18 protein-coding genes and 1 pseudogene are annotated in these 24,416 nt (G+C 59.9%); 4 read left to right on the top strand and 15 right to left on the bottom strand.

Annotation, left to right across the window (positions count from 1 at the left end; genetic code table 11):
• Nucleotides 1-89: 89 nt before the first annotated feature.
• The 7 genes from KVG88_RS29145 to hutC form a co-directional block, all read right to left on the bottom strand.
• Entirely contained in the window at nt 90-920 is an 831-nt protein-coding gene (locus KVG88_RS29145) for a quaternary amine ABC transporter ATP-binding protein (protein WP_150703380.1), read from the bottom strand.
• A complete protein-coding gene (locus KVG88_RS29140; protein ID WP_150703379.1) occupies nt 917-1,768 on the bottom strand; it encodes an ABC transporter permease in 852 nt (283 codons plus the stop codon). The genes KVG88_RS29145 and KVG88_RS29140 overlap by 4 nt, the downstream gene beginning before the upstream one ends.
• A gap of 70 nt (nt 1,769-1,838) precedes the next feature.
• Nucleotides 1,839-2,807, bottom strand: coding sequence for an ABC transporter substrate-binding protein (locus KVG88_RS29135; RefSeq protein ID WP_150703378.1), 969 nt, complete (start codon nt 2,805-2,807; stop codon nt 1,839-1,841).
• A gap of 69 nt (nt 2,808-2,876) precedes the next feature.
• Nucleotides 2,877-4,349: a purine-cytosine permease family protein gene (locus KVG88_RS29130; RefSeq protein ID WP_150703377.1), complete on the bottom strand. Its 1,473-nt coding sequence runs from the start codon at nt 4,347-4,349 to the stop codon at nt 2,877-2,879.
• Between the two features lie 141 nt (nt 4,350-4,490).
• Entirely contained in the window at nt 4,491-6,158 is a 1,668-nt protein-coding gene (gene hutU, locus KVG88_RS29125) for a urocanate hydratase (protein WP_150703376.1), read from the bottom strand.
• Nucleotides 6,159-6,601: 443 nt separating this feature from the next.
• Complete coding sequence (locus KVG88_RS29120) at nt 6,602-7,171, bottom strand: HutD/Ves family protein (RefSeq protein ID WP_217873430.1); 570 nt, start codon at nt 7,169-7,171, stop codon at nt 6,602-6,604.
• Entirely contained in the window at nt 7,168-7,878 is a 711-nt protein-coding gene (gene hutC / locus KVG88_RS29115; protein WP_191630506.1) for a histidine utilization transcriptional repressor HutC, read from the bottom strand. The genes KVG88_RS29120 and hutC overlap by 4 nt, the downstream gene beginning before the upstream one ends.
• Before the next feature lie 146 nt (nt 7,879-8,024).
• On the opposite strand from hutC, the gene KVG88_RS29110 reads away from it, so the two are divergent.
• Entirely contained in the window at nt 8,025-9,389 is a 1,365-nt protein-coding gene (locus tag KVG88_RS29110; RefSeq protein ID WP_217873429.1) for a formimidoylglutamate deiminase, read from the top strand.
• Nucleotides 9,390-9,482: 93 nt separating this feature from the next.
• Here the strand turns inward: KVG88_RS29110 and KVG88_RS29105 are convergent, their stop codons facing one another.
• Both KVG88_RS29105 and KVG88_RS29100 read right to left on the bottom strand, forming a co-directional pair.
• Nucleotides 9,483-10,052: a lipocalin family protein gene (locus KVG88_RS29105; protein WP_217873428.1), complete on the bottom strand. Its 570-nt coding sequence runs from the start codon at nt 10,050-10,052 to the stop codon at nt 9,483-9,485.
• A 31-nt stretch (nt 10,053-10,083) separates the two neighbouring features.
• Nucleotides 10,084-10,338 carry a hypothetical protein gene (locus KVG88_RS29100; RefSeq protein ID WP_056725770.1) on the bottom strand — a complete coding sequence of 85 codons (255 nt, stop codon included), beginning with the start codon at nt 10,336-10,338 and terminating at the stop codon, nt 10,084-10,086.
• A gap of 278 nt (nt 10,339-10,616) precedes the next feature.
• Here KVG88_RS29100 and KVG88_RS31450 point away from each other — a divergent pair.
• Both KVG88_RS31450 and KVG88_RS31445 read left to right on the top strand, forming a co-directional pair.
• Nucleotides 10,617-11,651: pseudogene (locus KVG88_RS31450) on the top strand (HAMP domain-containing protein); the annotation flags it as partial.
• A 93-nt stretch (nt 11,652-11,744) separates the two neighbouring features.
• Entirely contained in the window at nt 11,745-12,509 is a 765-nt protein-coding gene (locus tag KVG88_RS31445; RefSeq protein WP_371317842.1) for a methyl-accepting chemotaxis protein, read from the top strand.
• Between the two features lie 117 nt (nt 12,510-12,626).
• Here the strand turns inward: KVG88_RS31445 and KVG88_RS29090 are convergent, their stop codons facing one another.
• The 5 genes from KVG88_RS29090 to KVG88_RS29070 form a co-directional block, all read right to left on the bottom strand.
• Complete coding sequence (locus tag KVG88_RS29090) at nt 12,627-13,229, bottom strand: DUF924 family protein (protein ID WP_217873426.1); 603 nt, start codon at nt 13,227-13,229, stop codon at nt 12,627-12,629.
• Nucleotides 13,230-13,232: 3 nt separating this feature from the next.
• Nucleotides 13,233-14,243 carry a class 1 fructose-bisphosphatase gene (locus KVG88_RS29085; RefSeq protein ID WP_015093094.1) on the bottom strand — a complete coding sequence of 337 codons (1,011 nt, stop codon included), beginning with the start codon at nt 14,241-14,243 and terminating at the stop codon, nt 13,233-13,235.
• 274 nt (nt 14,244-14,517) lie between these two features.
• On the bottom strand, nt 14,518-15,882 hold the full coding sequence (locus KVG88_RS29080) for a DUF3999 domain-containing protein (RefSeq protein WP_217873425.1): 1,365 nt from the start codon (nt 15,880-15,882) through the stop codon (nt 14,518-14,520).
• Nucleotides 15,879-19,082, bottom strand: a complete 3,204-nt coding sequence (locus KVG88_RS29075; protein ID WP_217873424.1) for a DUF2339 domain-containing protein — start codon at nt 19,080-19,082, stop codon at nt 15,879-15,881. The genes KVG88_RS29080 and KVG88_RS29075 overlap by 4 nt, the downstream gene beginning before the upstream one ends.
• A 163-nt stretch (nt 19,083-19,245) precedes the next feature.
• Nucleotides 19,246-21,696: a glycogen/starch/alpha-glucan phosphorylase gene (locus KVG88_RS29070; protein ID WP_150703367.1), complete on the bottom strand. Its 2,451-nt coding sequence runs from the start codon at nt 21,694-21,696 to the stop codon at nt 19,246-19,248.
• 256 nt (nt 21,697-21,952) lie between these two features.
• Here KVG88_RS29070 and KVG88_RS29065 point away from each other — a divergent pair, with 256 nt between their 5' ends.
• Nucleotides 21,953-22,393 carry a YkgJ family cysteine cluster protein gene (locus KVG88_RS29065; protein ID WP_150703366.1) on the top strand — a complete coding sequence of 147 codons (441 nt, stop codon included), beginning with the start codon at nt 21,953-21,955 and terminating at the stop codon, nt 22,391-22,393.
• Nucleotides 22,394-22,552: 159 nt separating this feature from the next.
• Here KVG88_RS29065 and typA read toward each other — a convergent pair whose 3' ends face one another.
• Nucleotides 22,553-24,373: a translational GTPase TypA gene (gene typA, locus KVG88_RS29060; protein WP_150703365.1), complete on the bottom strand. Its 1,821-nt coding sequence runs from the start codon at nt 24,371-24,373 to the stop codon at nt 22,553-22,555.
• Nucleotides 24,374-24,416: the final 43 nt, after the last annotated feature.

The following is a 24,416-nucleotide window of genomic DNA, read 5'->3' as shown; positions in this document are numbered from 1 at the left end:
AAATCAAAAGATCGCAGCCTTCGGCAGCTCCTACATCGAGTACGGCTCGCTTCTGTAGGAGCTGCCGGAGGCTGCGATCTTTTGGAGCCTTAAACCACCGCCGCCCGACGCTGCACGAACCGGTCGACATATTCATCCGCCGGCGAATGCAGGATCTCTTTCGGTGTGCCGACCTGGATCAGGCGGCCATCCTTGAGGATCGCGATGCGGTTGCCGATGCGCACGGCCTCGTCGAGGTCGTGGGTGATGAAGACGATGGTCTTGTGCAGGGTCTTTTGCAGTTCCAGCAACTGGTCCTGCATCTCTGCGCGGATCAGCGGGTCGAGGGCGCTGAAGGCTTCGTCCATCAGGATGATGTCGGTATCAGCCGCCAGTGCGCGGGCCAGGCCGACACGCTGGCGCATGCCGCCCGACAGCTGGTGCGGGTATTTGTTTTCGTAGCCCTTGAGGCCCACGGTATTGATCCAGTGCAAGGCGCGTTCGCTGCACAGGGCTTTGCTTTCACCACGGACCTTGAGGCCGTAGGCGACGTTGTCCAGCACGCTCTTGTGCGGCAGCAGGCCGAAGCTCTGGAACACCATGCTGATCTTGCGGCGACGAAATTCGCGCAGGGCTTCCATGTCGTATTGCAGGATGTCCACACCGTCCACCAGGATCGCGCCGCTGGTCGGGTCGATCAAGCGATTGAAGTGGCGTACCAGCGTGGATTTGCCGGAACCCGACAGGCCCATGATCACGAAGATTTCGCCGCTGCCGATGCTCAACGACAGGTCGTTGACCCCAACCACGCAGCCGGTTTCGGACAACACCTGCTCCTTGGTCTTGCCCTGGCCGACCATGGCCAGCGCATCCTTGGAACGGTTGCCGAAAATCTTGAAGACGTTTTTGACTTCGATCTTGCTCACGGTTGCGTTGTTCATTTGCTCACCTCATGCCGTGGCCGACCGTACGCCTGTGTAATGCGGTCGATCACCACTGCCAGAATCACGATCGCCAGACCGGCTTCAAGGCCGCGTCCGACGTTGAGGGTCTGAATCCCCACCAGCACGTCTTCACCCAAGCCACGGGCACCGATCATCGAGGCAATCACCACCATCGACAGGGCCATCATGGTCGTCTGGTTGATACCCGCCATGATGCTCGGCAAGGCCAGCGGCAGTTGCACGCCGAACAGTTGCTGCCAGCGGTTGGCGCCGAAGGCGTTGATGGCTTCCATCACTTCGCCGTCGACCTGGCGAATGCCCAGATCGGTCAGGCGGATCAGCGGCGGCGCGGCGTAGATCACCGTGGCGAAAATCGCCGGGACCTTGCCCAGACCGAACAGCATTAGCACCGGGATCAGGTACACGAAGCTCGGCATGGTCTGCATGATGTCCAGCAGCGGCATCAGCACCGAACGCAGACGATTGCTGCGCGCCGAGAGGATGCCCAGCGGAATGCCGATCAGCACCGAAATGACCGTCGCCACCATCATCAGCGCCAGGGTCTGCATCAGTTTGTCCCAAAGGCCGACGGCGCCCACCAGGAACAACAGACCGACGATCACGGCGGTGGTCACCACCTTGCGGGTCGCGTGCCAGGCCACGCCGGCGACGATGGCCAGCATCAACCACCATGGCGCTGCGCGCAGCAGGCTTTCGAGATTGACGATGGCCCACAGTAGGGTGTCGGAAATGCTGCGGAAGACGTCGCCGTAGTTGGTCACCAGCGAATCGACCCAACCGTTGACCCAGTCGGCGATGGAAAAGGTAAAGCTTTCGGGAAACATAAGAGACTCTCAATCAAGGGTTTGCGATCAAGCGTCCGGCTGCCGCTGCCGACAGCCGGAGAAACTCAACCTACAAGGCCGCGTCGATTTTCTTGGCTGCGTCTTCGCTCACCCACGCGTGCCAGACTTCAGGATGTTCCTTCAGGAAGATCTTGGCCAGTTTTGGCGACTCGATGCGTTCCTTGCTCATGCGACCCAGGTTCTGATTCAGCAGGTCGATTGGCACGTTGACCTTTTCCAGCACCGCCACCAGTTCCGGGGCTTCTTCGTGGAAGGTCTTGGACAAGCCGACCTTGATGGTCACGGTCTTGTTCACGCCCGGCTTTTCTTCGAGTTTCACCGCGTCGATCTGGCCCATCAGCGGCGTTGGCGACCAGTAGTAGAACAGGATCGGCTCGCCACGCTTGTAGCTCGACAGCACAGCGGCATCCAGTGCCGGGCCGGTGCCCGGGCGGAAGTTGGTGTAGGTGCTTTCCAGGCCGTAGCTCTTGAGCATTTCGCTGTTGTCGAGCTCACAGGTCCAGCCGGCCGGGCAGTTGTAGAAGCGACCCTTGGCCGGCTCTTCCGCGTCTTTGAACACGGCGGAGTATTTGGCCAGGTCGGCGATGTTTTTCAGGTCCGGGGCCTTGGCTTCCAGCTTGCGCTTGGCGTCGCCTTCGATCACGTAGCGCGGCACGTACCAGCCTTCGATGGCGCCCACTACAGGTGCGCCAACGCCGACGACTTTGCCGGCCTTCTCGGCCTTGTTCCAGACTTCGCTGCGGCCAACCCACTCTTCGGCGAACACTTGAATGTCGTTGCTGCTGAGGGCGTTTTCCATGGTGATGGAGTTACCCGGCAGGCTGTCGGTCTTGCAGTCGTAGCCTTTCTCCAGCACGACTTGCATCACGTCGGTCAGGAGCATGGCGCTTTCCCAGTTCAGGCCAGCGAATTTCACCGGTTTACCCGACTCGCACCAACCCGCCGCCTGGGTGGCGCCGGCGCTGGCCAGCAGGCCCATGGAAAGCAATGTGGTCAGCAGGGTCTTGTTCGATTTCATTGTATTGACGCTCCTAATCATGAATTGGCTTACGGCAGTCAAGAGGCATCCAGCCCTATCCACGTCCACTCAGGCCTGCGCCGCAGCGCGACCAGCCCCGCTTGTTGTTGGTTGTTCAACGCTGACCTGCTCGACCGGCAGAATCAATTGATCGGGCACGCTGCCGTGCCATTTTTTTGCACACACGTAATACACGGCGGCGGGCAGCACCAGGCCGATGATCCAGGAAATATCCACATCACCCAGGGCCGCGACCATTGAGCCGGTATAGAACTTGGTGGAAATGAACGGCAACTGCACCAGCACACCGAAAACATAGACGCTGATACCGAGAAGGTTCCAACGACCGTAGCGACCATTCGGATCGGCCAGTGCCGGCACGTCATAGCGCTCGCGGGTGATGCAGTAGTAGTCCACCAGGTTGATCGCGCTCCATGGCGTGAAGAACGCCAGCAAGAACAGGATGAACGACTTGAACGCACCGAGGAACGAGTGCTGACCGAGCAACGCCATCAGGGTTGCAGCACCGACGATGGCCAGCACGAAGACCAGACGCTGCAAGCGCGTTACCTTCAGGTCACCACGAAAGCCGCTGATGATGGTCGCGATGCACATGAAGCTGCCGTAGGAGTTCAGTGTGGAGATGGTGACCTTGCCGAACGCGATGCTGAAGTACAGCAACGCAGCGGTGGCACCGGTACCGCCCAGGCCTACGATGTAGGCCACTTCGTGACCAGCGAATTGCCCGTTTGCCGAAGCGGCAGCGAACACGCCGAGGACCATCGCCACCTGCGCGCCAATCACCGAACCTGCGCCAGCGGCGAAAAAGGTTTTCACTGAAGAAACCTTGCTCGGCAGGTAACGCGAATAGTCAGCCACGTAGGGGCCGAAGGCGATCTGCCAGGAGGCCGCGAGCGACACCGCCAACAGGAAGCTGCTCCAGCTGAAGTGGCGGATTTGCAGGAGTGCGCCGACGTCGGTCTGGCTCATCAGGCGCCAGAACAGATAAACGAAGGCAATCACGCCAATGACGCTGGCGACACGGCCGATCCAGTGGATCACCCGATAACCGAGCACCGTGACCAGCACGATGACGCTGGCAAAAAGAAGGATCCCGACGCTGTCGCTGACGCCAAACAGCTGGCCCAGCGCCTGGCCGGAAAGTACCGTGCCCGTTGCGGTGAAACCGAGGTACATCAAGCACACGAGGACGATCGGGATGGCCGCGCCATACACACCGAACTGCACACGGCTGGAGATCATCTGCGGCAGGCCAAGCTTGGGACCTTGCGCGGCATGCAGCGCCATCACGCCGCCGCCGAGCAATTGCCCAATCAGCAAACCGATCAACGACCAGAACACATCACCGCCCAGCACCACGGCCAGGGCCCCGGTGACAATCGCGGTGATCTGCAGGTTGGCACCCATCCACAAGGTGAACTGGCTGAACAGACGACCGTGTCTCTCCGCTTCCGGGATGTAGTCGATCGAGCGCTTCTCGATCAACGGTTTGTTGCCTGCACGTTCGCTGTTAACAGCCATGGTTCAACCTCTGTGGATTGTTATTCTGGGTTGGTTTAATCCCCCGTAGGAGCTGTCGAGTGAAACGAGGCTGCGATCTTTTGCCTTTAAAGGATCAAGTTCAAAAGATCGCAGCCTTCGGCAGCTCCTACAGGGCAAGCATTACTTGCCAGTAATCATCGGCAGGTTCAGGCCTTGTTCCTTGGCGCAGTCAATCGCGATCTGGTAACCGGCATCGGCGTGACGCATAACGCCGGTTGCCGGGTCGTTGTGCAGAACGCGAGCGATACGCTCGGCCGCTTCGTCAGTACCGTCGCAGACAATCACCATGCCCGAATGCTGGGAGAAGCCCATGCCGACGCCGCCGCCGTGGTGCAGGGAAACCCAGGTCGCGCCGCTTGCGGTGTTCAGCAAAGCGTTGAGCAGTGGCCAGTCGGACACAGCGTCGGAACCGTCCTGCATCGATTCGGTTTCACGGTTCGGGCTGGCGACCGAACCGGAGTCCAGGTGGTCGCGACCGATAACGATCGGCGCCGACAGCTCACCGCTGCGGACCATTTCGTTGAATGCCAGGCCGAGCTTGGCGCGCAGGCCCAGGCCAACCCAGCAGATACGTGCCGGCAGACCCTGGAAGCTGATGCGCTCACGGGCCATGTCCAGCCAGTTGTGCAGGTGGGCGTCGTCCGGGATCAGCTCTTTGACCTTGGCGTCGGTTTTGTAGATGTCTTCGGCGTTGCCCGACAATGCAGCCCAACGGAACGGGCCGATGCCACGGCAGAACAGCGGACGGATGTAAGCCGGTACGAAGCCTGGGAAGTCGAATGCGTTTTCCACGCCTTCTTCCTGGGCCATCTGGCGGATGTTGTTGCCGTAGTCGAAGGTCGGCACACCCATTTTCTGGAAGTCCAGCATGGCTTTAACGTGCACAGCCATCGATTGCTTGGCGGCTTTGATGACAGCGGCTGGTTCAGTCTTGGCACGTTCGCGGTACTGGTCCCAGGTCCAACCGGCCGGCAGGTAGCCGTTGAGCGGATCGTGGGCGCTGGTCTGGTCGGTGACCATGTCCGGGCGCACGCCGCGCTTGACCAGTTCCGGGAGGATTTCAGCCGCGTTACCCAGCAGGGCGATGGAAATCGCTTTGCCTTCTTTGGTGTATTTGGCGATGCGAGCCAGCGCGTCGTCGAGGTCGGTCGCCTGCTCGTCGACATAGCGGCTTTTCAGGCGGAAATCGATGCTGACCTGCTGGCATTCAATGTTCAGCGAGCACGCGCCGGCCAGGGTTGCTGCCAGTGGTTGAGCGCCGCCCATACCGCCCAGGCCAGCGGTCAGTACCCACTTGCCTTTGAGGTCATCGTTGTAATGCTGGCGACCGGCTTCGACGAAGGTTTCGTAGGTGCCCTGGACGATGCCCTGGCTGCCGATGTAGATCCAGCTGCCCGCGGTCATCTGGCCGTACATGGCCAGGCCTTTGGCGTCGAGTTCGTTGAAGTGCTCCCAGCTCGCCCAGTGTGGAACCAGGTTGGAGTTGGCGATCAGTACGCGCGGGGCGTTGGTGTGAGTCTTGAACACGCCGACCGGCTTGCCGGATTGCACCAGCAGGGTCTCGTCGTCGTTCAGGTTGGTCAGGCTTTCAACGATCTTGTCGTAGCATTCCCAGTTACGTGCCGCACGACCGATACCACCGTAAACCACCAGTTCTTTAGGGTTCTCGGCGACTTCCGGGTCGAGGTTGTTCATCAGCATGCGCAGCGGCGCTTCGGTCAGCCAGCTCTTGGCGGTCAGCTTGTTACCGCGGGCAGCGCGGATTTCAACGTCACGAAATTTAGTCACGAAAAGAACTCCTCAGCAATCAATCCAAAACCAACCCAGGCAGTGGGCGAGCAAGCCGATGGGCATCAGTGCACACCGGCGAATCAGTGGACGACGGTTGAGTCTTCGTGACTCATACGCATACGTCTTTACTTGTACATACAAGCATATGCAATCAAGCGGCCAACTTGTTGGATGAGCATTCAAGAAAAATTCTGAAATGGCTGGAAAGCGCCTGAAACACGGGTTCTGGCGAAGATGAAATTTTTCGGGGGGATTTTCCGGGGAGAGTGCGCGCTGTTACTTGAGCGTGGTTTTGCGCCACGCTGGGGCGTTCGGTAACAAAGTGGTGCGCTTTGGGGAACGCTGAAAAGCAAAAGATCGCAGCCTCCAGCAGCGCCTACAGAATGTACGCATTCCAATGTAGGAGCTGCCGAAGGCTGCGATCTTTTAAGGATTTTGAATCAGCGTGCAGCCAGCTCAATCACACAGCAGGCGCCATTGACGGATACGTCCAGCAGACCGGTGTTACCGCCCAGTTGCAAACAATCATGCCGACCAAGCTGCGAAGCACTGTTACCGACCTTCACTTCCAATGCTTCGCTGACACTGAACACCAACACCGTGCCCGCCGAGCTGAAGAACCGCTGTTCACCACTTAGCCACTGCAACCGCGCACTGTATCGCTGCGGCGCGTAGATCAGGTTGAAATCGCGAATCGGGCCGCCCAGCAATGTGCAGGAAACCTTGCTCTCACCACTGAATGCATACGGATCGAGCGGTAACAGTGGGCGGGTGCTTTGACCATCCACGGTCAGCGTCATGCCGTCGCCCTGCAACACGGTGATCACCCGCTCATACCCGGCGAAGGTGGAGAAGCCGCCCGACTCACCAATGTCGGCAATCGACAGGCGCCAGCCAAACCCATCCAGACCGGTACCGGCATCGCGGGTGATTTCTTCGGTACTGCCGCCGCCGTTTTTCCATGGCATGCGTGGGTAATCGACGGCACGTAAAACGTTCAGACTGCTCATTTATGGAACCGACCTTCCAGACGATGACGGGAACCGGGGTGGATCAATCGAGCCGCCGTCACCGGCTGACGCCCGGACCAGGTGCGGCGACGGATCAGCAGGCACGGCTCGCCTTTTTCAATCTGCAGCAATTTGCACTCGGACGGCTCAGCCAGAATGGCCTCGACCACGTGTTCGCCTTCGGTCAGCGGCGCGACCTGGTTTAGGTAGGCGTAAGGCGTTTGCAGGGTGAAGTCCTGCTTGAGGTATTCCGGCGCCACCAACGCATTGACGAAACGGTCTTCGATTTGCACCGGAATGCCGTTTTCGAAATGTACGATCAACGAATGGAACACCTTCTGCCCTTCGCGCATGTCCAGGGCCAGGGCGCGCTCGGAACCGGCGGCCTCTTCTTCCAGGGTGATCACCTGGCAGGTGTGACGATGTCCACGGGACGCAATCTCGTCGGCGATGTTGTGCACTTCAAACAGGGCAGACTGGCTTTTCGGCTCGGCGACGAACGTGCCGACACCTTGCATGCGCACCAGCAGGCCATCGGCGGTCATCTCGCGCAGGGCGCGGTTGATGGTCATGCGGCTGAAGCCAAGCTGGCTGACCAGCTCGCTTTCCGACGGCACGCGATAGTGTGGCGGCCAGTTACCACTGTCGATTTGCTGGGTAATCATCTGTTTGACGCGGGCGTACAAGGGCGCCGGACTGTCGCCCATGTTCGCGGCCAACGGAGAAACTGGAGGCGGAGTCGGCACGGTTAATCCTTGGTCGTTTAGTGAATATCGCTAGCTTGCCGGAGTTTACCGGGCAGGCAAACGTCTGTATATGTATATACAAATAACACACGATGGGGTGCTGAACCATGTCCGCCTTCTTTGCCGAACGCGCGCTGCTGCCTAGTGGATGGGCCAACAATGTACGTCTTGAGGTCAGCGCCGACGGCGTCTTGACCCATATCCAGGCCGATTCCCATGCAGACGGCGCCGAGCGGTTGAGCGGTCCGCTACTGCCGGGCATGCCGAATCTGCACTCCCACGCCTTCCAGCGGGCCATGGCCGGGCTGGCGGAAGTGGCGGGCAATCCGAACGACAGTTTCTGGACCTGGCGCGATTTGATGTATCGCCTCGTCGGAAAAATCAGCCCGGAACAACTCGGCGTCATCGCCCGTCAGCTGTACATCGAAATGCTCAAGGCCGGTTACACCTCGGTGGCGGAATTTCATTACGTGCACCATGACCTCAATGGCCAGCCTTACACCGACCCGGCCGAACTGGCCCTGCGCATCAGCCAGGCCGCCAGTTCGGCCGGTATCGGTTTGACCCTGTTGCCGGTGCTCTACAGCCACGCAGGTTTCGGCGGCCAGACACCGAACGAAGGTCAGCGCCGCTTTATCAACAGCACCGAAAATTACCTCAAGCTGCAATCGCGGTTGCAACCCGTCCTGGCGCAACAAAAGGCGCAGTCGCTCGGGTTGTGTTTCCACTCGCTACGGGCGGTCACGCCCCAGCAGATCAGCGAAGTGCTGGCGGCCAGCGACAAACAGTGCCCGGTGCACATTCACATCGCCGAACAGCAGAAAGAAGTCGACGACTGCCTGAGCTGGAGCGGCCGACGTCCGTTGCAATGGCTGTACGAGAATGTCGAGGTCGATCAGCGCTGGTGCCTGGTCCACGCGACTCACGCCAACCCGGAAGAAGTCACGTCGATGGCCAAGAGCCGCGCCATTGCCGGCCTGTGCCTGACCACCGAAGCCAACCTGGGCGACGGGATTTTCCCGGCGGTGGATTTCCTCGCTCAGGGCGGGCGCATGGGCATCGGGTCCGATAGCCATGTGTCGTTGAGCGTGGTGGAAGAATTGCGTTGGCTGGAATACGGCCAGCGTCTGCGTGACCAGCGGCGCAACCGCTTGTATGGCGCGGATCAGCCGATGGTCGGGCGCACGCTGTTTGATGCCGCGCTCGATGGCGGCGCGCAGGCGTTGGGGCAGCCGATTGGTGCGTTGGAGGTTGGCAAGCGTGCGGATTGGCTGGTGCTGGACGGCAACGATCCGTATCTGGCAACGGCCAGTGGTGACGGGATTTTGAATCGCTGGCTGTTTGCCGGTGGCGATCGTCAGGTGCGCGATGTGCTGGTGAATGGGCAGTGGGTCGTACGAGATGGCCGACATGCTGATGAAGAAGAGAGCAACCGCGCCTTCACTCAAGTCCTGCGCGAACTTCTAGGTTAAAAGCAAAAGATCGCAGCCTTCGGCAGCTCCTGCAGAATCAGTTGATCCCTGTAGGAGCTGCCGAAGGCTGCGATCTTTTTTTGAGTCACACCGCTAGTTCGAGGTCTTGGCCATCTGCGTATCCGACGCCCGCCAGATCAGTCGCGTGGTGTCGTAACCCTGCTGACGCGCCTTGCTCAGCAGTTCTTCACGCACCACACCGTTCACGGTCGGCGTGCGCGACAGCAACCAAAGGTACTTGCGGCTTGGGTCGCCGACTATGGCTGTCTTGTAGTCATCGCTGACATACAGCACCCAGTATTCGCCCTTGGCAACACCCGGAATCAACCTCGAAAACCAGGTATCGAACTCGACCCACAATTTGTCGGTTTTGCCCGGCACCTGTGGATAGGCCGTGCCCTTGACCTCTTCCCATTGCCACTGCGCAGTCAGGCAGCGGTTCAACACCGCAACATTGCCATCGGGCAACAGCGTGTAATGGGCTTCGGATTGCGCGCAGTCGCGCTGGAAATACATCGGCAGACGGGCCAACTCGTACCAGGTGCCCTGGTAGCGCTTGAGGTTGACGCTGTTGGCAGTCTTGGGCGCCAACGGATCCTGGCCAGAAGTGGCACAGCCGGCCAATACCAGGCCGGCAAAAAGCATTATCAATAACCGCTTCATTGTTTTTCTCCCGTGGGCACGTCGCCCCGGTTTACTTCAGGCCTTGGCCGGAAAACATCAACACTTTGTCACCGGCGAACTGCACGCTGATAAAGCTGTTCTTGTCGCCCCAGGTGCAACTGGACATGCCGAGCGCGCCGGAGCAATCGGCGGGTTTGCCCAACAGGGTTTCAACCTCGGCCTTGGCCATGCCGGCCGAAAGCTTGGAGTAGTTTTCCTGATTGACCTTGCTGCACGCAGCCAACAACACGCAGAACGAAAGCAGGGCGATGGATCGCAGCGACATGTGAACTCCAGGGGCGATGGGGAATGGCATGACTGCCAAGCAGAACCTTAGAAGAGAAAACCCCAATCTGGTTCCCTGCCCGAGTGCCTATTTGTTGGGCCGCTCGTCTGCCCTTGCCCGGAAAATCAAGCACTTTGCATGGCTATTGAGTATTTCGTCGGATTTGCGCAAATCCGCCTAATCTTTGGTGCCGCCCAGTCGACACAAATGCAACGCAAAGCCACGTCCGTGGCCATTGCCCCCCTTTGTTGACCAGATTTTCTGCGGTAGCTCATCCAATGACCCGAAACATGAAGTTCAGCCACAAGATTTTGCTGGCTGCCGCCCTCGTGGTGGCCGTCGCATTCGCTTGTTTCATCCTGTTCAACGACTATCGCCAACGGCAAACCTTGCGCAGCAGCACAGACGCGTCGATGCAGGAACTCGGCAGCCTGACCACCAGCAACATCCAGACCTGGCTGGAAAGCCGCATGCAGTTGCTGCAATCGATGGCCCAGCAGGTCAGTGCCGATGGCAATGCGACCCCTAGCCTTAAACGCATCATCGATTTGCCCGCCTACACCGGCAACTTCCAGCTGAGCTACTTCGGTGGCGCCGACGGTGTGATGTTCTCGGTCCCGGCCGGCAACCGCGCGCCAGACTACGACCCACGCGCCCGGGGCTGGTACAAGGCGGCCAACAGTGCGCAACAGACCATCGTCACCGAACCGTACATCGCCGCTTCGTCCGGCAAACTGGTAATCACCGTGGCCACTCCGGTGCAGCGCCAAGGGCAAATGATCGGTGTCGCCGGTGCGGACATCGACCTGTCCAGCGTCAGTGCGATCATCAACTCACTGAATTTTGGCGGTCACGGCCATGCGTTCATTGTCGGTGCCGACGGCAAGATCCTGATCCACCCGGACAGCAAACTGGTACTCAAGAACCTGACCGAGGCTTATCCCAACGGTGCGCCAAAAGTCAGCCCGGGCATGAAAGAGGTCGAGATCGACGGCAAGCGCCAGTTCATCTCCTTTACTCACGTCAACGGTGTACCGTCGGCGGATTGGTACGTGGCACTGGTGCTCGACCAGGACACGGCGTTCTCGATGCTCAGTGAATTCCGCACCTCGGCAATCATCGCCATGGTGATTGCCGTGGTGATCATCATCGCGCTGCTGGGCATGCTGATCAGCCTGTTGATGCAGCCGTTGCTGACCATGGGCCGCGCCATGCACGACATCGCCGAAGGCGAAGGTGACCTGACCAAACGGCTGACCATTCACGGCCACGACGAGTTCGGCGCGCTGGGCCTGTCGTTCAACCGTTTCGTCGAACGCATTCACACCTCCATCATCGAAGTGTCCTCGGCCACCGGCCAGGTCAACGAAGTCGCCCTGCGGGTTGTAGCAGCCTCCAACTCGTCGATGTACAACTCCGACCAACAAGCCTCGCGCACCAGCAGCGTTGCCGCGGCGATCAACCAGCTCGGTGCCGCCGCCCAGGAAATCGCCCAGAACGCCGCCCTCGCCTCGCAGCACTCCAGCGATGCCCGCAGTCTGGCCGAAGACGGCCAGCAAGTGGTGGATAAAACCATCGCGGCGATGCAACAGCTGTCGGCCAAGATCAGCGATTCGTGCGGCAACATCGAGACGCTCAACAGCAACACGGTGAACATCGGGCAGATTCTGGAAGTGATCACCAGCATCTCTCAGCAAACCAACCTGCTGGCGCTCAACGCCGCCATCGAAGCTGCACGAGCGGGTGAAGCCGGGCGCGGTTTCGCGGTGGTTGCCGACGAAGTACGCAACCTCGCGCACCGCACGCAAGATTCCGCGCAGCAAGTGCAAACGATGATTGAAGAGTTGCAAGTCGGTGCGCGCGCAGCGGTGGGCATCATGACCGACAGCCAGCGCCAGAGCGAAAGCAGCGTCGGCATTGCCAACCAGGCCGGTGAACGCCTGGGCAGCGTGACCCAGCGCATCGGTGAGATCGACGGCATGAACCAGTCGGTGGCCACGGCCACTGAAGAGCAAACAGCCGTGGTGGAATCGATCAACGTCGACATCACCGAGATCAACACATTGAACCAGGAAGGTGTGGAGAACTTGCAGGCGACCTTGCGTGCGTGTGCGGATCTTGAACAGCAGGCGGCGCGGTTGAAGCAGTTGGTGGGTAGTTTCAGGATCTAAGGTGCTGCCACTGGCACAATCGCTAGCAGGCTAGCTCCCACAGGGGATTTGTGAACGCCACAGATCAAATGTGGGAGCCAGCCTGCTGGCGATGGCGGCATCAGCCGCCCCAAAAGACTAAAACCGTGAACCCGGTTTCGACAGAAACACCAATTCTTCAGCCGTAGACTCCCTGCCCAACACCGCATTGCGATGCGGAAACCGCCCGAATTGCGCGATCACTTTCTGATGCTTCTCGGCGTAATCCAGGTAATCGGCAAACAGCGCCCTATCCTCCTCCGGCTGTTGCGCCAGCAGGTCGATGTAACGCGAGATGCATTCGTTCTGCACCGCCAGGTGCTCGCAATGCTCAAGCACCAGATAGATGAACACGCGCTGGATTGGCTGCAATTGCCGATCGAAATCCGCAGCAATGCCTTGCGCCACCAGCGCTTGCGCCCTGAGATCACCGGAAAAGGATTTGGGAGAATCGCGAAAGATCATTCGCGGGAGTTGATCGAGCAACAGCACCAGTGCCAGCCAACCTTCGGGGCGTTGCGCCCATTCGGTCAATCCGCCGGCCAGTGCCTGCTCGACCCAGTCCCCGAAACGCTCGCGCGCTTCGAGGTCCTGGCTGTCGCGCTTGCCGAACCACAACTTGCCCTTGTCAGCCGCGATTGCCCTGGAGGTTTCGGCTGTACCGAACCACCATTCGAGCAACGGCTGCCAGGGCGCGGTCATGGTTTATTCCTTGTGGTAAGCCGTGACGCGGGCCACTTCTTCTTTCGAACCGAGGAACACCGCCACGCGCTGGTGCAGGCCTTCCGGTTGAATGTCGAGGATACGCTGGTGACCGTCGGTGGACGCGCCGCCCGCTTGTTCCACCAGGAACGACATCGGGTTGGCTTCGTACATCAGGCGCAGTTTGCCCGGCTTCGACGGCTCACGGCTGTCGCGTGGGTACATGAACAGACCGCCACGGGTCAGGATGCGGTGCACGTCGGCGACCATCGCGGCAACCCAACGCATGTTGTAGTTCTTCTTCAGCGGACCTTCATCGCCTGCCAACAGCTCGCCGACGTAGCGCTGCACCGGAGCTTCCCAGTGACGCTGGTTGGAGGCGTTGATGGCAAATTCCTGGGTGGCTTCAGGAATGGTGATGTTTTCGTGGGTCAGGACGAAGCTGCCCATTTCACGGTCCAGGGTGAAGCCTTTGACGCCGTCGCCCAGGGTCAGGATCAGCATGGTCTGTGGACCGTAGATCGCGTAACCGGCGGCCACTTGCTGGGTGCCTGGCTGCAGGAAAGCCTTTTCATTCAAAGGTTCGTTCTGGCTCAGGTACTCGTTCGGGCAACGCAGTACCGAGAAGATCGTGCCGACCGGGGCGTTGATGTCGATGTTCGACGAACCGTCCAACGGGTCGAATACCAGCAGGTACGCGCCTTTCGGGTATTTGCCCGGGATCTGGTAGGCGTTGTCCATTTCTTCGGACGCCATGCCGGCCAGGTGACCGCCCCACTCGTTGGCTTCGAGCAGGATCTCGTTGGAGATCACGTCGAGCTTCTTCTGCACTTCGCCCTGAACGTTTTCAGTGCCCATGCTGCCCAGAACGCCGCCGAGGGCGCCTTTGGACACGGCGTGGTTGATTTCCTTGCAAGCACGCGCCACCACTTCGATCAGGAAGCGCAGATCGGCAGGAGTGTTGTTGCTACGGGTCTGCTCAATCAAATAGCGACTCAAGGTAACGCGGGACATGGAAGGCTCCGGAGGAATGGGGGGGGCTAAAAACCCGCGCAGTTTAACGCGAGTCGGGGCGCATTTCCTCCTATCAGACGTGATCGGCTGAAGAGAGTTCATGCGCGGGGTTCAGCGTAGTAGGAAATGGGCCGGATGTGGGGTGCCGATAAATGGCAGTTTCGATAATTCAGTGTCAGTTCCGACGTCATCGCTGGCAAGCCAGCTCCCACAGGGACGCCGCAGTACCTGTGGGAGCTGGCTTGCCAGCGATCGGGTGCGTAGCCACCGGACTTCAAGGTTTGACCGGCGGTTTGCGCAGCAGACTGAACGCCATCGCAGCCAAGAACAACACACTGAGCAGCAACACCGCCCACAGGCCGAATTTCTTCCAGTCGGTGCTCACCGCTACCGGTACGGCTGCCGTGGTCGAGGCCGTCACCACGCCGCCATCAACCGAAGCCTTGCCCAGCGTGGAGAGCTTCGCCGCGTTGTAATCCGGTATCAGTGTCGACAAAGGCAGGTTTGCCGCCTTCACCGTCGAGTTGCCCAGCGCCAGGGTATACGGCCCCGGCCCGCGTGCCAGGAACACCAGATGCGTTGCCCGTACGGCAAACTTCATGAAAGGTGCCTGCGCGCCCAAGCCACCGCCGCGCTCGTCCACGGTCAGTTTCAATTGCTGCACGGTTTGACCCGACAGCTGCAACTCGTTTTGCACCACGTCCTGACCACTCTGCGTCAGGCGATAAAGCAAACCACTGCTCAAAGGTTGCCACGGCAGGCTGCTTTCCCGGCGACCAGACAACGTGACCGGCGCCAGACTGTTGGGCTGGCTCAGTTCGACTTGCACCCGCTCAACGTTCACGCCCATTGGCAATTGCCAGGTGTATTCACCGGCCTTGACGCTGCTACCGGCCAACGCTTGCGACCAGACCAAAGGCAGAGGCAGGCTGCGGCTGCTTTGCAGTTGCGCCGACGTCAGGATCGGTGCTGATTGCGGTGTCTCCCAGAGCAACCGCAAGTAGCGCGCCGACTGCCCCGGCAATCCGACTTCATGTTGTTCGACCCGCTCATCGGCAAAGGTCAGCCGCGCGACCTGCCCTTCTCCCCACGCCTGCCAATGCTGCAAATCGTCGCTGGCCTCGATGGTAAAACGCTGGAAGCCGTCGCGCTCGCTGGTCCAGTCGAGAATCAATTGCTGCAACGGCGCCTTGATCGCACTGGCATCGAGCAGCCAGCCCCGCAATTCTTCCTCGCCCGCCTCCAACTGGCTGGAGGGTTGCACTTCGACCAGTGTGCCGTTGGCGGTCGACTGCACCCTCACGCTCGGCGCGTGTTCGGTGGCGTCTGCCGAGCTGTACAGCGGGAACCATTTGACGTCGGTCAGCGTGCGGCCGTCTTCCGCTGACGGAGTGGCCCGTGCCAGCGCATAGGCCTGTGGCTCGCCATCGGCGTTGAACACACGTACATCGCTCAGGTCGGTTTGCCGGGCATTCAGTTGCACGGCCAAGGGCAACTCAAGGCGATACCACGGACCTTCGCCACTGACAGCCAGCGGCACTTGCGTGGTGAAGTCCGCAAGTTTTTCCTGGGCACCGGCCGACAGTGCCATCCCCATGGCAACCACGCCCAACCAACTCAGGTTCAGCTTCTGACTCAAGACGACACTCCTCCGGTTTGCGGGGCCGGTTTCCCGGTATCCGCAGCAGCTTCAGCACGCTTGGGCGGCAACGGGGCAAAGTAGCCCACCACCAATAGCAGCACACCAACGCCGATAAACGACACGATCCGCGCCAGCCCGCCACGGTTACTCAATTCGACAAAGAACAGTTTCGCCACCACCACACCGATCAGCGCCGCGCCGATCAGCCAGACTTCGCGCCGATGACGCAAATGGCCGCCGATCATCAGGCTCAAGGCGATCAACGTCCACACGATCGACAGTCCGGCCTGCACCAGCATCGATTCGAGCAACACATCGAGCTCGAACGGCACACCGCCCCAATGGTGTGCCGCGCGCATCACCAGTGCAGTAAAGAACACGAACAGTGAGACGCCAGCGATCATTTGTGTGGCCTGGGTGGCGTAATCCTGGCGGACCTCCATTTGCGTCACCGCGCTGCGTGACCAGACGTAAACGCCGAACAACGCAAACAACAAACCCAGCTCCAACGGATTGATCAGCGGCACGTAGGGCAGCGGCTCGGCCATGCCGTCACTGAACGTGTTGGCCAGCCAGAACCAGCCCAGCATCAACAAGGCCAAAGGCGCGGCGGCATAGAGGCGGTACTCGCGGGAATAGTCCGAAACCGGCCATGGCCAGTTTCGCGGCGCGGCCATCAGCACCAGGTACAGGCTCGGCAAAATCGCCCAACCCAGCCAGCGCCACGCGTTGTAGTGCTCAGACAACAGCAACAGGCCATAACGCAACTCCAGGGCCAGCACCCCGATCAGCAGCCAGCAACCGAGCACATGGGCGGCACTCAGCGCCCACGCCGACAGCATCGGCGCCAAGCGGCGCAGTGAAATGAAGTGCACAGTGAACAGCGCCGCCCACGCCAGCCAACCGAAATTGGCGGCCGGGTGATAACGCGAGTGCCACGCAGCGAGCAAAATCAGGCCGGCAGCGGGCGTCAGTAAGGTGCAAAGCAGAGCCAGTGATGACCACTTCAGACGCAACGCCAGCACCGCCCACAGGGCAACGCTCAGCGCCGCGGCGGTCAGCAACAACGTTGCTTGCAGGGCCATCGGGGCAAAACGCAGCACTTCGCTGACCCACGCCAGCGCCCACCAACCCGCGCCCCACACCAGCAATGCCTGAGACAAGCGTTGCAGCGTCAGTTGATCAAACCCGGTGGCAGAGTGGCTGAACTGCAAGCGCCAGGCCCCGACCAACCCCGTCAAACCGAGTACCAGTGGCGTCCAGAAACCGCCATGGGCCAATGGACGTAATTCCTCGTTGAACAGCGGCGCGGCCACCAGGAACAACACACCGCCCAGCCACTGCACAGCCATCGCAGTGAACACAAAGCTGCGCGATGGCAGGCGCAGGCCGACAAACAACGTGAACAGCCCGGCCAATGCCCAACTGATCGTCGTGCCATGGGTGAAGAAAAACAGCGGCGCCAGCAGATAAAGGAACGACAGGCCAAGACAGGCCAACACCGGGGCGCCTTTGCGCTCCCACGGTGAAATCTGCTCGGGAAGTGCTCTGTGCAACTGGTAGAAACTGAACAACAACGCGACGCCGAGCAGCAACGCCCCTAACGGCGCACCGTCAAGCAGGCTGTTCTGGCCATCGCCCAGTTCGCTGAGAAACGTCAGTGCCGAGCCCAATTGCAGCAGCAGAGCAAATGCCCGGGCCAACGGTCGTTGCTGACGCAAGCCCAGCCAGAAAATCCCGGCGCCCTCCACCGCCCATGCCGCAGTCGTCCAGCGGGCGTCGAGCCCCAGTGGAATCGCCAGGCTGGTGAAGATCACGCCCAAGGCCAGACAAGTTTCCGCCAGCAGCAAAGTGCGCCCGACGAACAACAGGCGGGCCAGGCCCATGTAGAGGATGCCCAGCGCCAAGGCACTGAACGCAGCGGCGAATTCCAGGTGTTGCACCAACGCGAACTGCAAGCCGAAGCCCACTAGCGGCGGACCGAAAAGCAGTGTGCCGTCAACGTAGTCGCCCTTGCGCGCCGACCATTGCAGGAATGCATCGCGGTCACCATCGACGGGCGCATCGCCCATTTCCATTAACTTGCGCCGAGCGAACAGCAGACCGATGGCCAGGTACATCAGGAAGAACAGAATCAGAAACGGCTCGGTACTCCACAACAGCTCCGGCGTGTAAGTGCGAGCCCCCCAGGCGAAACCAATGCCGAACGTGCCGACGAAGCCGATCACGTTGAGCATTCGCCAGGCCTTGAACCAAGCGATAGCCAGGATGCCGGCGTTGAGCAAAGCGAAATAGCTGAACAACGCAACGTGGCTACCGCCACCGGTAGACGCCAGAATGGGGGCAGCAAAGCCTCCCAACGCCGCCGCGGCGGCCAGCCCGAGCGAATCCTGGGTAATGGCGAGAATCGCCGAGAACACCGTGACCGCCACCAGCAACCCAAATGCCGCCGAAGGGTCGAGCAGCGGATGCAAACGCATTGCTGCAAACACCGTCAGGTACAGCACCGCGACCCCGGCGCCCTGCAGCATCAAGGCGTAATTGTTGTTACGGCTTCGCAACCACCAACCCAGGCCAAGCAGCCCCAGCGCTGCCGCCGCCACACCGGCATAGCGCAACTCGATGGGCACCACGATGCCTTCAGTCGCATAGCGCAGCAGGAACGCCAGGCCAAGAAACAACAGCACCACGCCGACCCGCAACACGGTGTTGCCACCGAACAGCCAGGCACGGGCGCCATTGATGGCGCGTTCGATGAAGTTAGGGCCTTGGGAAGGCGCAGGTTGTTGAGGCTCGCGGGCGACTGGCTCCGGATTCCACGCATCGAACGATGGCGGATGACGGGCTTCGGTGGCGGCGACGGGTTCGAGTTCGGGGGGAAGCTCCCAAACCAGTTCGATCGGCTCGGCAGGGCTTTGTGCGACCACGCTGTCAGGGACGCTGATAACCGGTTCACTGACTTCAGGTGCCTTGACGCCCGACAGCTCCAGCACGGCCAGCCGTTGCTCGACGGCATGCAAGGTCACCTGCGCCTGCTCAAGCAAACGACGCTGCGAGTCGGCGTGCGAAGCCAAGCGGCCGACGCGAATGGCCTGGCCGATCGCCAGACCAAGCAACGCCCCCAGCAGCGCATCGCTGAATGACTCGTCGAGTATCCAGCCCAGCACCAGGCCAATCAGCATCAACATCCATTGCATGGTCGATATCCTTGAGCGCAATCCAGAAAGATTAGCGTAGCCACAGCCAAAAGATCGCAGCCTTCGGCAGCTCCTGCGAAAGCGCTTTAATACGCGTTCCTGTAGGAGCTGCCGAAGGCTGCGATCTTTTCCGGCGCGTCAGTATATCGATCCGACCGAAGACTTACTCCAAAGCCTTCCAGATATCCGTGGCGTACTCACGAATCGTCCGGTCTGACGAGAACCAGCCCATGCGCGAAGTATTCAACACTGCCGAACGCCACCACTCCTTGGAGTCGTGCCAATGGGCTTCGACGCGCATTTGCGCGCTCCAGTAGGAATCGAAATCGGCGCAGACCAGGAAGCGGTCGTAGTCCACCAGCGAATCGATCAGTCCGGTGTAACGCGACGGGTCATCCGGCGAGAACACCCCGCCACGAATCGCTTGCAGCACATCGTTCAGACGATGGGACGCGGCAATGTCCGGTACCGCGCTGAACTCATGGTTCTGCTTGCGCGCTTCAACCTGCTGCGCACTGAGACCAAAGATGAACATGTGCTCGGCACCGATGCGTTCGCACATTTCCACGTTGGCGCCGTCCAGCGTGCCGATGGTCAGCGCACCGTTGAGGCCGAATTTCATGTTGCTGGTGCCCGATGCTTCGAAACCGGCGGTGGAGATCTGCTCGGACAGGTCCGCCGCCGGAATAATGCTTTCCGCCAGGCTGACGTTGTAGTTGGGCAGGAACACCACTTTGAGCAAGCCGCGCACGGTCGGGTCGTTGTTCACCACCCGGGCGATGTCGTTGGTCAACTTGATGATCAGCTTGGCCTGGTGATAACTGGCCGCCGCTTTACCGGCGAAAATCTTCACCCGCGGCACCCAATCGATTTCCGGCTCGGCGCGGATCGCCTGGTACAACGCCACCGTGTGCATCAGGTTGAGTAACTGGCGTTTGTACTCGTGGATGCGTTTTACCTGCACATCGAACATCGCTGCCGGATTGACCGCCACGCCCAACCGCTCGTGAATCAGATACGCCAAAGCTTTCTTGCTGTGCAGACGCTGCTCGGCGAACGCCTTGCGAAACGCGGTCTTCTCGGCGAACGGCTCAAGGTCAAGCAAGCGTTCCTCGGGATTGTCCAACAGGTCCGGACCGAGGGCATCGACCAGCATCGAGGTCAGCTCAGAGTTGGCCTGGTAGAGCCAGCGGCGGAAGGTGATGCCGTTGGTCTTGTTGTTGATCCGCTCCGGATAGAGTTTGTGCAGCTCGGAGAACACCGTTTTGCGCATCAGTTGCGTGTGCAACCCGGACACGCCGTTGACGCTATGGGAACCCAGGAACGCCAGATTGCCCATGCGCACCCGGCGGCCGTTGTCTTCTTCGATCAACGAGACCGCGCGCAGCACGTCGAAATCATGAATGCCTTTGGCGCGCAGCGAATCGATGTGCTGGGCGTTGATCAGGTAAATGATCTGCATGTGCCGTGGCAACATGCGCTCCATCAAACCCACCGGCCAGGTTTCCAGCGCCTCGGGCAGCAAGGTGTGGTTGGTGTAGGAAAGCGTATCGACGGTTACCTGCCACGCGGCATCCCACGCGACATCGTAGACGTCGACCAATTGGCGCATCAGTTCGGCGACGGCAATCGATGGGTGAGTGTCATTGAGCTGGATCGCCGCATGATCACCCAGGGTCAGTACCGAGGTGTGCATGTTGCGATGGCGGCGCAGCAAATCCTGCAGGGATGCGGCGACGAAAAAATATTCCTGGCGCAGGCGCAGTTCCTGCCCGGCTTCGGTGCTGTCCGCTGGATAGAGCACGCGGGAGATACTCTCGGCCCGAGCCACTTCCGCCACTGCACCCAAGTGGTCACCGGCGTTGAAGCGTTCGAGGTGCAAATCTTCCATGGCCCGTGCACGCCACAGTCGCAGGGTGTTCACGCTCGCGCCTCGCCAGCCGACTACCGGCGTGTCGTAGGCAATCGCCCGCACGGTTTCCGCCGGATGCCAGACTTGCTTGGATTTGCCCGCCTCGTCGGTCACCGTCTCGACGCTACCGCCAAAGCCGATCGGATACACCACTTCCGGGCGTTCGAATTCCCACGGGTTACCGAAATCCAGCCAGTGTTCGGTTTGTTCCTGCTGCCAGCCATCGACAATCGCCTGACGGAACAAGCCGTGCTCATAACGAATGCCGTAGCCATGCCCGGCGATGCCCAGGGTCGACATGCTTTCCATGAAGCACGCCGCCAGACGTCCGAGGCCCCCGTTGCCCAGTGCCGCATCGGGTTCCAGCAGGCGGATGCGTTCGAGGTCGACGCCGAGTTCGGTCAGGGCTTCACGCGCGACGTCGAGCAAGCCGAGGTTGCTCAGGCTGTCGTACAGCAGCCGACCGATGAGAAATTCCAGGGAGAGGTAATAAACCCGCTTTTGTCCTTTGCGGTAAATCTGCCGCGTGTGGTCCATCCAGTGCTCGACCATGTGATCGCGCGCCGCCAGGGCAATGGCCTCGAACCAGTCGTGGTCGAAGGCGTGATCCGGGTCTTTGCCCACCGCGTAGGTGAGTTTGGTCAAGACGGCGTCGCGGAATGCGGCCACCTCTGCTTCGCGAACAAGTGGTTCTTGAGTCATCGATAGGACCTCGAGCGAGCTTTGAGTTGTCTGAGCCTAGACGGTCTGACAGGCGGTAGAGGCTCTGGTTCGGCAGTTTTTCCTGGAAGTGCGAATCGGGTCGGCAATACATTGTCGTCGGCCGGAATCAATGCAGGGGCCGTGCCGGATTAGCGGTTTGCCCGGCGACGAAGAAAAAATCTGGCGAAAGGTTGTTCAAAAATCCACCAGTCCCGGTATGATCGCGCGCCCTGATGCACACGCCTGGTAACAACCGATGATGAAGCCCAACCTGATCGCCGCCGCGGAGATCGACCGACTCGATACCTGGGCAAAATATTCTGCCCCGATGTGCGGTTCGTGCATGTCCAGCTGCTGCACCCTGCCGGTCGAGGTCAAGATCAAGGATCTGATCCGTATCGGTGTGGTCGATGAATTCGAGATGGGCGACCCGCCGAAGAACATCGCCAAACGCCTGCAAAAGGAAGGTTTGGTTGAGCGCTTCAATCAGAAGTCAGGCATCTTCACCCTCCAGCGCATGAGCAACAACGATTGCCTGTACCTGGATCGTAAGAGCCGTCTGTGCACTATTTATGAAAAGCGCCCGGATACTTGCCGCAACCACCCGAAAATCGGCCCACGGCCAGGGTATTGTGCGTACAAGCCGAAGGAAGTGGTGCGCGAGAGCAGCAGCCGCCGGACCTTAGAAAAGTTTTAAGCCTGAAAAGATCGCAGCCTTCGGCAGCTCCTACAGAAACGCGCACGACTGTGCTTTTGTAGGAGCTGCCGAAGGCTGCGATCTTTTTTATGGCTTCAGACAAACAAAAACGCCCCCGGCCTTTCGACCGGGGGCGTTTTCGTTAAGCCGGGCTAAATCTTATGCCTTGGCTTTCTTGGCAGCGCGGGTACGCTCGCTTTCGTCCAGGATCTTCTTGCGAAGACGGATGGACTTAGGAGTCACTTCGCACAGCTCGTCGTCCTGGATGAATTCCAGAGCCTGTTCCAGGGTGAAGCGAACAGGTGGAACCAGAGCGATGGTTTCGTCTTTACCCGAAGCACGCATGTTGTCGAGCTTCTTGCCCTTGGTAGGGTTAACGCCCAGGTCGTTGTCACGGCTGTTCAGACCAACGATCTGACCGTTGTAGATTTCCTGACCGTGTTCTACGAACAGCTTGCCACGCGCCTGCAGGGTTTCCAGGGAGTAGGTCAGAGCCTTGCCGGTTTCAACCGAAACCAGAACGCCGTTCTGACGGCCGGACATGTCGCCGGACTTCATCGCGTCGTAACGGTCGAAGATCGAGGTCAGGATGCCAGCACCGTTGGTCAGGGTCAGGAACTGGTTACGGAAACCGATCAGACCACGAGCAGGGATGTTGTATTCCAGACGTACACGGCCTTTGCCATCCGGCACCATGTTGGTCAGGTCGCCTTTACGCAGGCCCATCTCTTCCATCACCTTGCCTTGGGATTCTTCCGGCAGGTCGATGGTGACGTTTTCGAACGGTTCGTGCTTCACGCCGTCAACCAGACGGATGATCACTTCCGGACGGCCTACAGCCATTTCGAAGCCTTCGCGACGCATGGTTTCGATCAGTACCGAGAGGTGCAGTTCGCCACGGCCGGAAACCTTGAACTTGTCAGCCGAGTCGCCTTCTTCAACGCGCAGTGCAACGTTGTACAGCAGCTCTTTGTCCAGACGCTCCTTGATGTTACGGGAGGTCACGAACTTGCCTTCTTTACCGCAGAATGGCGAGTCGTTTACCTGGAAGGTCATGGAAACGGTTGGCTCGTCGACGGTCAACGGCTTCATCGCTTCAACGGTGTCCGGGTGGCACAGGGTGTCGGAGATGAACAGCGAGTCCATACCGCTGATGCACACGATGTCGCCTGCAGCAGCTTCTTCAACGTCTACACGGTGCAGACCGTGGTGACCCATCAGCTTCAGGATACGACCGTTACGCTTCTTGCCGTCGGCGCCGATAGCGACAACCGGAGTGTTCGGCTTGACGCGACCACGAGCGATACGGCCAACACCGATAACACCCAGGAAGCTGTTGTAGTCCAGTGCGGAGATTTGCATCTGGAACGGACCGTCACGGTCAACAGCCGGCGCTGGTACGTTGTCGACGATCGACTGGTACAGCGGGGTCATGTCTTCAGCCATTTCGGTGTGGTCCAGACCGGCAATACCGTTCAGGGCCGAGGCGTAGACGACTTTGAAGTCCAGCTGTTCTTCGGTGGCACCCAGGTTGTCGAACAGGTCGAAGATCTGGTCCAGAACCCAGTCCGGACGCGCGCCTGGACGGTCAACCTTGTTGATGCACACGATCGGACGCAGGCCGGCTTCGAAAGCCTTCTTGGTCACGAAACGGGTTTGCGGCATAGGGCCGTCTTGAGCGTCAACCAGCAGCAGAACGGAGTCAACCATCGACATTACGCGTTCAACTTCGCCGCCGAAGTCGGCGTGGCCCGGGGTGTCCACGATGTTGATGTGGTAGCCGTTCCAGTTGATGGCGGTGTTTTTCGCCAGAATGGTAATACCGCGCTCTTTTTCCTGGTCGTTGGAGTCCATCACGCGCTCGTCGTTGAGCTCGTTGCGCTCCAGGGTGCCGGATTGACGCAGGAGTTTGTCTACCAGGGTGGTTTTACCATGGTCAACGTGAGCAATGATGGCGATGTTGCGTAGATTTTCGATCACTTGTGTATCTCGATCAGAGGATTCGGTGCGCTGACAAGTCTTG

The sequence above is a fragment of the Pseudomonas azerbaijanoccidentalis genome, from assembly GCF_019145495.1.
In the GTDB taxonomy this organism is placed as follows: Bacteria; Pseudomonadota; Gammaproteobacteria; order Pseudomonadales; family Pseudomonadaceae; genus Aquipseudomonas; species Aquipseudomonas azerbaijanoccidentalis.
This window is presented reverse-complemented; position numbering and strand designations above follow the sequence as displayed.

Coding starts and splice junctions, on each gene's coding strand:
- KVG88_RS29090 (WP_217873426.1), bottom strand. CDS start 13,229: ATGACCGCGCCCTGGCAGCCGTTGCTCGAATGGTGGTTCGGTACAGCC.
- KVG88_RS29070 (WP_150703367.1), bottom strand. CDS start 21,696: ATGACTCAAGAACCACTTGTTCGCGAAGCAGAGGTGGCCGCATTCCGC.
- KVG88_RS29130 (WP_150703377.1), bottom strand. CDS start 4,349: ATGGCTGTTAACAGCGAACGTGCAGGCAACAAACCGTTGATCGAGAAG.
- KVG88_RS29085 (WP_015093094.1), bottom strand. CDS start 14,243: ATGTCCCGCGTTACCTTGAGTCGCTATTTGATTGAGCAGACCCGTAGC.
- KVG88_RS29065 (WP_150703366.1), top strand. CDS start 21,953: ATGATGAAGCCCAACCTGATCGCCGCCGCGGAGATCGACCGACTCGAT.
- KVG88_RS29135 (WP_150703378.1), bottom strand. CDS start 2,807: ATGAAATCGAACAAGACCCTGCTGACCACATTGCTTTCCATGGGCCTG.
- KVG88_RS29100 (WP_056725770.1), bottom strand. CDS start 10,338: ATGTCGCTGCGATCCATCGCCCTGCTTTCGTTCTGCGTGTTGTTGGCT.
- KVG88_RS29120 (WP_217873430.1), bottom strand. CDS start 7,171: ATGAGCAGTCTGAACGTTTTACGTGCCGTCGATTACCCACGCATGCCA.
- KVG88_RS29145 (WP_150703380.1), bottom strand. CDS start 920: ATGAACAACGCAACCGTGAGCAAGATCGAAGTCAAAAACGTCTTCAAG.
- KVG88_RS31445 (WP_371317842.1), top strand. CDS start 11,745: ATGTACAACTCCGACCAACAAGCCTCGCGCACCAGCAGCGTTGCCGCG.
- KVG88_RS29110 (WP_217873429.1), top strand. CDS start 8,025: ATGTCCGCCTTCTTTGCCGAACGCGCGCTGCTGCCTAGTGGATGGGCC.
- KVG88_RS29140 (WP_150703379.1), bottom strand. CDS start 1,768: ATGTTTCCCGAAAGCTTTACCTTTTCCATCGCCGACTGGGTCAACGGT.
- hutC (WP_191630506.1), bottom strand. CDS start 7,878: ATGGGCGACAGTCCGGCGCCCTTGTACGCCCGCGTCAAACAGATGATT.
- KVG88_RS29105 (WP_217873428.1), bottom strand. CDS start 10,052: ATGAAGCGGTTATTGATAATGCTTTTTGCCGGCCTGGTATTGGCCGGC.
- KVG88_RS29075 (WP_217873424.1), bottom strand. CDS start 19,082: ATGCAATGGATGTTGATGCTGATTGGCCTGGTGCTGGGCTGGATACTC.